Genomic DNA, 7,196 nt, shown 5'->3' on the forward strand with positions numbered 1-7,196 from the left:
AAAAATTAAGGTTTTCTTAAAAATAGCGATGTAATGACCATACAGAACGTGGATATGAATCCAGGCCGTCAGATAGCCATTCTGTTTTTTTGCAATTTTACTGAGCGATTTAATTCTTCTTTAAGTTTTTCAGGTTCAAGCTACACCCCCTGACCTTGTGCGAGGCCAAAGCATCGCTTTGAGTGGCTGACGGCTTGAGTCTGAACTGTCGTTGCCGAAGGCACATCATCGGCTATTAACTGAAGAGCGCCAAATGATGCACTTACTAACACGCATTAGAACAAATTATTATTTGAAAATAATGGCTCGATTTTTAGAAAAAAGAGCAAAGCGATATTTACTGGGAGGGGGGCTGTATCTTCTCAAAGCGCCTGTCCCAGAAACCATTGACAGCGTTGTAGGCATAGAAAAAATTCTCATCATTCGTCCTAATTTTCGTCTAGGCAACGCGCTCATTAGCACCCCTGTTATTGATGCTTTACGTGAACGTTTTCCTTCCGCAACGATAGACTATTTAGCAACTGATAAAACACTACCTCTATTGCAGCAACGCCCTGTAGATAATTTTTATCTATTATCGAGAACTGCCATTCTTCGTCCCTGGCAGTGTGTAACATTATGTCGACGCCTAAGAGCTCAACGCTACGACCTAGCGGTACAAGTCAGCGGGGGATCAACGAGCGGCTTTATTGTGACTCGGTTAATAGGGGCACGTTACAGCATGGGGTCTCGTAAAGATGATCAACGCTTGTACAACATTGAAGTTGATGCGAAGTCGTCCCACGCTTACGACTTCATCGTTAGTTTGACTCGCCCACTCGGTGTTGTCTGCCGGAATCGGCCATTGCTACAGCTAACTGTGCAGGAGCGCTATCAGGCAATGGAAAAGATTCAACAGTTAATTGGCCTTCATAGCAATCATCTATCCGATTCTGGCTTTATCGCGATCTTTGTGGGTGGACATCAAAAAAAGCGTTGGCCACTGGCCTTTTGGCTAACTCTCATCGATAACCTTGAGGCCCACAGAATACGCTATATCGTTTTTCTTGGGCCTGAAGAGTTTCGGCTTCTAGCACCCATTGAACAGCGTTTGATGTCATCGATGTATGGCTACTTATGTCCACCGCTTCCAATCCGACATTTTGCCGCCGTGTTAGAGCGAGCTCGACTACTTGTAACACCCGACTCAGGCCCTATGCACTTAGCGGCAGCACTCGATGTCGCCACCATTTCACTCATACGCCAGAAAAAATCACTCGCCTTTGTACCACGAGAAGCCTATGACACCACACTGTGGCGTCCAGAGGTCAGCACGGTTGTTGAAGCGATACTCGCTAATGTTGATAGACAGAACACAACAGTGCTTGAGCAAACGGCGGCGGTAATAGGCTAGCCTACACCGAGAGGGGCTTAAAACTTGATGTCAAAATGTATGTATCCGGGCACGCAACCCTGAAACAAAGAGTGTATTAGGCGTTGCAATAAGCCTGCTCTAACCAGTGTCATGGAGAATCAGGGGGACAAGCCTAAGCGAGGCAGCTTGTGGGCTCAGGTGTTCTCAGGTTGTACAAAGAGCATAACAGCAATGGCTTGTTTGATTGTTCCAGCTCGAATATTTAGCTACTGAATAAAATTGCATAATTTTTCGTTAAGTTTTGGTCTTTATAGTAGCTTTACTATCCTATCAAAGAGAGCTCCGACTTGCCTACGTCAACTGCATCAAAACCTAATGGAAAGGGTGTGATACGAATTTTTCGTGCTTCTATTAATGCCTTTTCTGGAGTAAAGGCTTGTTGGATAAACGAATCTGCTTTTAGACAGGAAGTGATACTTTGTCTAGTTTTATATCCTGTTATATTTTTTATTGATGCCACCTACTCTGAAAAGGCGTTACTATTTTTGTCACTGACGCTTGTCGCGATAGTGGAACTTATAAATTCCGCCATCGAGTGTGCTGTTGACCGTATCGGAACAGAGCATCACGAGCTTAGTGGGCGTGCAAAAGACATGGGCGCGGCAGCTGTTATGTTGACCATTCTTATGACAGTGAGCGTATGGCTATGCGTGATATTCAACTAAGATTCTTCATGTCCTTGGTATCCGCCTGGCTTTTATTTCTACTTACCATGTCAGTTTTTAGTGTTTTAAATGTAGATTTCACGCTAGCAGATTTTTTCTATCGTCTTCAAGGTAGTACCTGGGCATGGAAAGATACCTTCTTGGCTCAGGGTGTGATTCACAAAGGCGGTAAATGGCTAAGCCTGTTGATGGGTATAGCTACACTGATACTGTTGATACTAAGCTTTAGTTTTGATTGTCTTAAAGAGTACCGCATACCGCTTTTATATCTTTTTTCCTCAACGCTTATTTCGACGTTACTCGTTGCGACAATTAAGCACTTGGTGAGTATGGAGTGCCCTTGGGATTTAATTCGCTATGGAGGAGTTCGAGGATTTATTGGCCTGCTCGACATACGCCCACCCTCATTGCCAGCATCCGCCTGCTTTCCCGCTGGGCATGCCAGTGCAGGATATGCATGGATAGCACTTTACTTCTTTTGCGCCTCTGTACGACCCCGCTGGCGATGGGCAGGACTTGCGGTGGGGTTAGGGCTTGGCCTTGCATTTGGGTTTGCTCAACAGCTACGCGGAGCGCATTTTCTGTCTCACGATCTCTGGACGCTGATGCTTAGCTGGACAGTAAGCTTTTCACTGTCAAAAGTCTTATTAGTCAACCGTGTTTGTTAGCTTTTTTATAGAGATCTTTTCGATGCCCCCAGAAAATATTGCTTATTCTAAAATGGTGAAAGCAGCTAACAAACTTTCCCATTATCGCCCTGTTTTAAACACAGAGCAGCTTGTCTTATGGATAGTAGTCATCTTGAGCGTTTTCTATAACATCCCTTTTTGGCAGCAAGCCTTAGAGGGGTATGACCTATTTGTCATTCATACATGGCTAACCTTTGCCAATATGCTCTTGGTAATGATCTGTCTTAATTTTTTAGTCTTTGCTAGCTTTTCTTTTCGCATAACAGTCAAGCCTTTGTTAACGCTACTTCTTCTGATTGCAGCCTTCGTTAGTTATTTCACTACTTACTATGGTACCTATTTTGACACCTCCATGTTGGATAATGTGCTTCAAACAGACACTAACGAAGCGAAAGAACTTCTCACTACCGGTTTGCTAATTCATTTGGCCTTCTTTTTTTTATTGCCGACCCTTGTGGTTTGGCGAGTCAGACTAATACCTTTGACATGGAAGAAGGCTATATTGCTTCGCTCGTCTTACTTAATTGCCAGCTTTGCTATATTATTGTTGGCCGTATTTTTATCTTACCAAGAAATATCGTCGCTCATGCGAAACAATAAGCAGCTTCGATATTTGGTAACTCCAGGTAATTATATTGTTTCTATGGTGCAGGCTCTTTCTAGCCAGCATATTAACGCAAATATGGTGCGCTCCCCAGTAGGAGAGGACGCCTACATCCCTTCATCAGAGGGTGACAAACCTATACTCCTCGTCATCGTGGTGGGTGAAACGGTACGAGCGGCGAATTGGGGCTTAAATGGTTATGAGCGCCAAACCACCCCCAAACTTGCCCAACGGCCTGACGTTATCAATTTTGCAGACGTTTCCTCATGCGGTACGAGCACGGCGGTCTCGTTACCCTGCATGTTTTCATTACCGGGCCGTGCTGAGTACTCTAAATCCTATGCTCAGCAGCATGAGTCCTTGCTAGACGTATTAGCGCACGCGGGGTTAGAGGTTACTTGGCTGGATAACCAATCAGGATGTAAAGGCGTCTGTGAGGGGGTGACGACAAAAGCGGTTTCACCAGAGGAGTATGCGTCTCTGTGTCAAGATGGGCGATGTCTCGACGAGGCATTGGTTCAAGCCTTATCAACGCAACTCAGTAGTACGCCTGCTGACCAGGTGGTTGTGCTACATCAGTTAGGCAACCACGGGCCCAGCTATTATCAACGTTATCCTACAGCCTACGAGCATTTTGTTCCTGCCTGTGAAAATGCTGATTTGGCGAAATGCACAAGAGAGGCCATCACCAATAGCTACGATAATGCCATTCAATATACCGATAACGTCCTGGATCAGGTGATTGACACGCTAGAGCGTGAGCATGATTACGCAACCGCCATGGTCTATCTCTCGGATCATGGCGAATCACTTGGTGAAAAAGGGCTCTATCTGCACGGGATTCCCTACGCTATTGCCCCCAACGAGCAAACGCATGTGCCTATGATTTGGTGGCTGTCCACCTCATTTTCACAGCAACAAAGGCTTGATACTGAGTGTTTACACCGTCGTGCCAACCAAGCCGCCTCACACGACAACTTATTCCACAGCGTGCTAGGTTTGCTGGGCGTAGTGACAGACGTTTATCAGCAGGAAGCAGATATTAGTCAAGCGTGCCGATTCGCCAAGTGATGAATGCTTAATTTTTTGTTAAGTATTCCATGACATACTTCTCCTAATTTTTGCCAACTATTTATGGTGCATGAAATGAATGTGTCGCCATTCTTGACTTCCCGTCAAAAAGGTTGGAAAGAGATTATACCTAAAAGCATGGCAATCCCGAAGGATTCGATAATGATTATTAATATACCTATTGGTTATGCCAAGTGCCTTTCCTTTAAAGTCAGCATCGTTTTGATTTCTTTACTGTCCATTCTGCTGTGGGTGGTTGGAGAACAATATATAGAAGTCACCATTGCTATATTAAGTGTTATGGCTAATGGCATGTCACAGTTTCTTAGATGCTGCTTTTCTGCTAGTGCATTGAAAGTTTTTGAAAATGATTTGATAGATATGCTCGATGCATTAGGTGCAGCCGGAGTTGGAACACTAATGGTTTTATATTTATTAGGTTAGCATGCTTTATGTCGAGCGGCATTCTTCTGTTTATGTAGTACGGGAAGTGCGTGTGTGGATTTTAAAGGGTATTCTGAGAGTGCGTGTAACCATGCCTAACTCGGTTCGTGGCAGATAAATTATGCTGCAGCGAGTGAGCAATGGCATGGCTTTTTTTCAGGTCGCGCTTTGACGCCAAAAGTGTGCGCTGAAATTATTCAGACTACGGTTATATGGGTCTGTAGTCACAGTGTAGCTTTTAGGAACATCGTGGCCATTTCCTCCGCCCCTAAAAAAATCCCTAAGGGAATGAAGGCTTAACAATTTAAGGTGTTCCCATTCACCCCGTAGTTTTTCTTGACGCTCCTGTGCCAGTTTCGCAGCACTGGGCTTTCGCTTAGGTAATGGAAAGCTGTAATCGGGGCTAAGATCAGGTGTATAGAGGAACGTGATGGTGCCATACGTCCAATCATCCGCCGTATTTTTACGCCATTGGTACCCAAGTCGCACTTCCAGACGATCACTGTAATGAAAGGGCTGGAAGATATGGTCATCGACTTGAAACAACAGGTTGTCTTTCTCTTCTTCTTCCATCCGCTGCTGCATCTGCTGAACCGCATATGTTAGATCATCAGCAGCTCGACGCATTGACTCAGCGGTTTCATCACGCTTTTTAGATGACTTGGCCCGACAATGTGCATCAACTGACTTTTGAAATTCTCTCAACTTGTTTGAAACATATAGGCCGCAGCTTTCTAAATTAAATCCGTAGAGCTGACTTGGCGTTACGCTGCGGACACACTCCCTGATGGCTAGGTCTAGCTCGTCGGAGTCGATGGTTTTTAAGGCTTCTTTTTCTGCCGAAGAGATATATAAGTCACCCATTATGATCGCCCTATTAGTTTGATGAATCGCCTAGCGCTGTGTCAGTCTGAGCTCTTCTGAATGCTAGTCGAAAAGCGTCGAGCACGGTAATGAGCAGCCTTCGCTTGCTCAGTCCGGTTGCCTTTGCTGTTATACTGGCTTTAATCATAACGTGCCTCACATAGCTAGTGCCCTGATAGGTCAGCTCGCATGATACCGACCTTGCTAAAGGCATTCAGCACGGAGGCTTCTCCTGGAACGTTCTCATTTTTGGCTTTCGGGTGCTTGAACGTATCGGCGAATCCTGGGCAGTGACGAACGAGCTTTTGAACGACACCTTCAACGTGCCGCACATTAGACAGCACTTGGCGCAACCAGTGTTCAAAGCTGTCTTGGTGATCCAACGTAAACACTAAACCTTTGTAGGACGGAGGTTTTGACCCTTCCTCCCTACCGCCATTTCTGGGTTTCGGAGGGCGTCGCTGGAGTTCCATGAGATAAAGCGCTTGACCTAACACATGCACCTTGATGACAAGTACCCCGCGAAGAACCTTGGTTTGAGTATCCATATAGACCCAATTGGCCACGGACGTTTCTACCTCATCGTCTGTGCCGAAGGGTTCGAGGCTAATTAATCGAGGATCAGGGGACGTGCTGAAGCCGTCTTCAAAGGTAAACCAGCTAACGCTATGAATCGCTGTAGGATAGGCTGATTTTAAATAGAGAAGCGCATTCCACATATCACGTAGAAAGCCCTGCGACTCCAGTGTAATGGGGGCATGAATAGATGCTTGTCCCACTCCCTTTCCTGACCCATAGGGCTCTCCGGTGGAGAAAATCGTTTCGTCACCAGGAACGGGGACGCCTCGTGTATCGGGCACGTTTTTTCGGGTATATCGCTTATCCAGGACAACGCGAGGCTTACCTAAAATAACGAATTCCTCCTCAGTAATATCCAGCCAAGAAGAGCCATGGTCGGGCTCTTCATCATCGGTCAGGTCAATGACATCGGGGATATCTTGAAGCTGATGATAGGGGAATTGAGTGGGAGCATCATCGCCATCGTTGGCGGGCGCTGTCCCTGACTCCTCTCTTTCACGATGGATCGTGGCACCATCGGGCTGTGTACAGCCTAATATCTGCAACCCTAGGAATGTGTTGCCACCATCAATCGGAACGCCAGAAACAGAGAGTTCCCCGCTTCCCTGGAACCAAGGCATGGCCTCAAAAAGTATCCTATCTTCGGGGAAACGGGATTCAAGCTGCGAATAAATTTTTCTGGCAGCCTGCTCCGCATAGGGATCGTACAGCATATGGGCGAGCAAAATGGCATCGTGTTTATGAACACGATATGTAAATTTGACAGGCCATTGAACCGTACCGGCTTTCTCGGAGACCCGTTAGTTTGAGTCAAGCAGCCTTATTTGCCTGACTCTGTTGCTCATAATACATGGCTTCTCGCTCTG

General features: G+C 45.9%; 7 protein-coding genes. 5 read left to right on the forward strand and 2 right to left on the reverse strand.

Annotated elements, in window-relative coordinates; translation table 11 throughout:
- Window positions 1–253 precede the first annotated feature (253 nt).
- From ACIGG6_RS17585 to ACIGG6_RS17605, 5 genes are all read left to right on the forward strand, one after another.
- Window positions 254–1,393: a glycosyltransferase family 9 protein gene (locus ACIGG6_RS17585; RefSeq protein WP_399846338.1), complete on the forward strand. Its 1,140-nt coding sequence runs from the start codon at window positions 254–256 to the stop codon at window positions 1,391–1,393.
- Window positions 1,394–1,701: 308 nt separating this feature from the next.
- A complete protein-coding gene (locus ACIGG6_RS17590) occupies window positions 1,702–2,079 on the forward strand; it encodes a diacylglycerol kinase (protein ID WP_281997898.1) in 378 nt (125 codons plus the stop codon).
- On the forward strand, window positions 2,061–2,747 hold the full coding sequence (locus tag ACIGG6_RS17595) for a phosphatase PAP2 family protein (protein WP_281997897.1): 687 nt from the start codon (window positions 2,061–2,063) through the stop codon (window positions 2,745–2,747). The genes ACIGG6_RS17590 and ACIGG6_RS17595 overlap by 19 nt, the downstream gene beginning before the upstream one ends.
- A 22-nt stretch (window positions 2,748–2,769) precedes the next feature.
- Window positions 2,770–4,443, forward strand: a complete 1,674-nt coding sequence (locus ACIGG6_RS17600; RefSeq protein WP_399846340.1) for a phosphoethanolamine transferase — start codon at window positions 2,770–2,772, stop codon at window positions 4,441–4,443.
- A 75-nt stretch (window positions 4,444–4,518) separates the two neighbouring features.
- Window positions 4,519–4,887 (forward strand): hypothetical protein, encoded by a 369-nt coding sequence (locus tag ACIGG6_RS17605; protein ID WP_281997895.1) that lies wholly within the window; start codon window positions 4,519–4,521, stop codon window positions 4,885–4,887.
- A gap of 156 nt (window positions 4,888–5,043) precedes the next feature.
- Here ACIGG6_RS17605 and ACIGG6_RS17610 read toward each other — a convergent pair whose 3' ends face one another.
- Both ACIGG6_RS17610 and ACIGG6_RS17615 read right to left on the reverse strand, forming a co-directional pair.
- Window positions 5,044–5,751 (reverse strand): hypothetical protein, encoded by a 708-nt coding sequence (locus tag ACIGG6_RS17610; RefSeq protein WP_281997894.1) that lies wholly within the window; start codon window positions 5,749–5,751, stop codon window positions 5,044–5,046.
- 164 nt (window positions 5,752–5,915) lie between these two features.
- Window positions 5,916–7,055: a hypothetical protein gene (locus ACIGG6_RS17615; protein ID WP_399846343.1), complete on the reverse strand. Its 1,140-nt coding sequence runs from the start codon at window positions 7,053–7,055 to the stop codon at window positions 5,916–5,918.
- Window positions 7,056–7,196 lie beyond the last annotated feature (141 nt).

It is taken from the genome of Vreelandella lionensis (genome assembly GCF_044543515.1).
Lineage (GTDB): Bacteria > Pseudomonadota > Gammaproteobacteria > Pseudomonadales > Halomonadaceae > Vreelandella > Vreelandella lionensis.

Bases quoted from the DNA above. Each gene is read 5' to 3' on its own strand.
- ACIGG6_RS17585 (WP_399846338.1), top strand. From the start codon at position 254: ATGATGCACTTACTAACACGCATTAGAACAAATTATTATTTGAAAATA.
- ACIGG6_RS17595 (WP_281997897.1), top strand. From the start codon at position 2,061: ATGCGTGATATTCAACTAAGATTCTTCATGTCCTTGGTATCCGCCTGG.
- ACIGG6_RS17600 (WP_399846340.1), top strand. From the start codon at position 2,770: ATGCCCCCAGAAAATATTGCTTATTCTAAAATGGTGAAAGCAGCTAAC.
- ACIGG6_RS17605 (WP_281997895.1), top strand. From the start codon at position 4,519: ATGAATGTGTCGCCATTCTTGACTTCCCGTCAAAAAGGTTGGAAAGAG.
- ACIGG6_RS17610 (WP_281997894.1), bottom strand. From the start codon at position 5,751: ATGGGTGACTTATATATCTCTTCGGCAGAAAAAGAAGCCTTAAAAACC.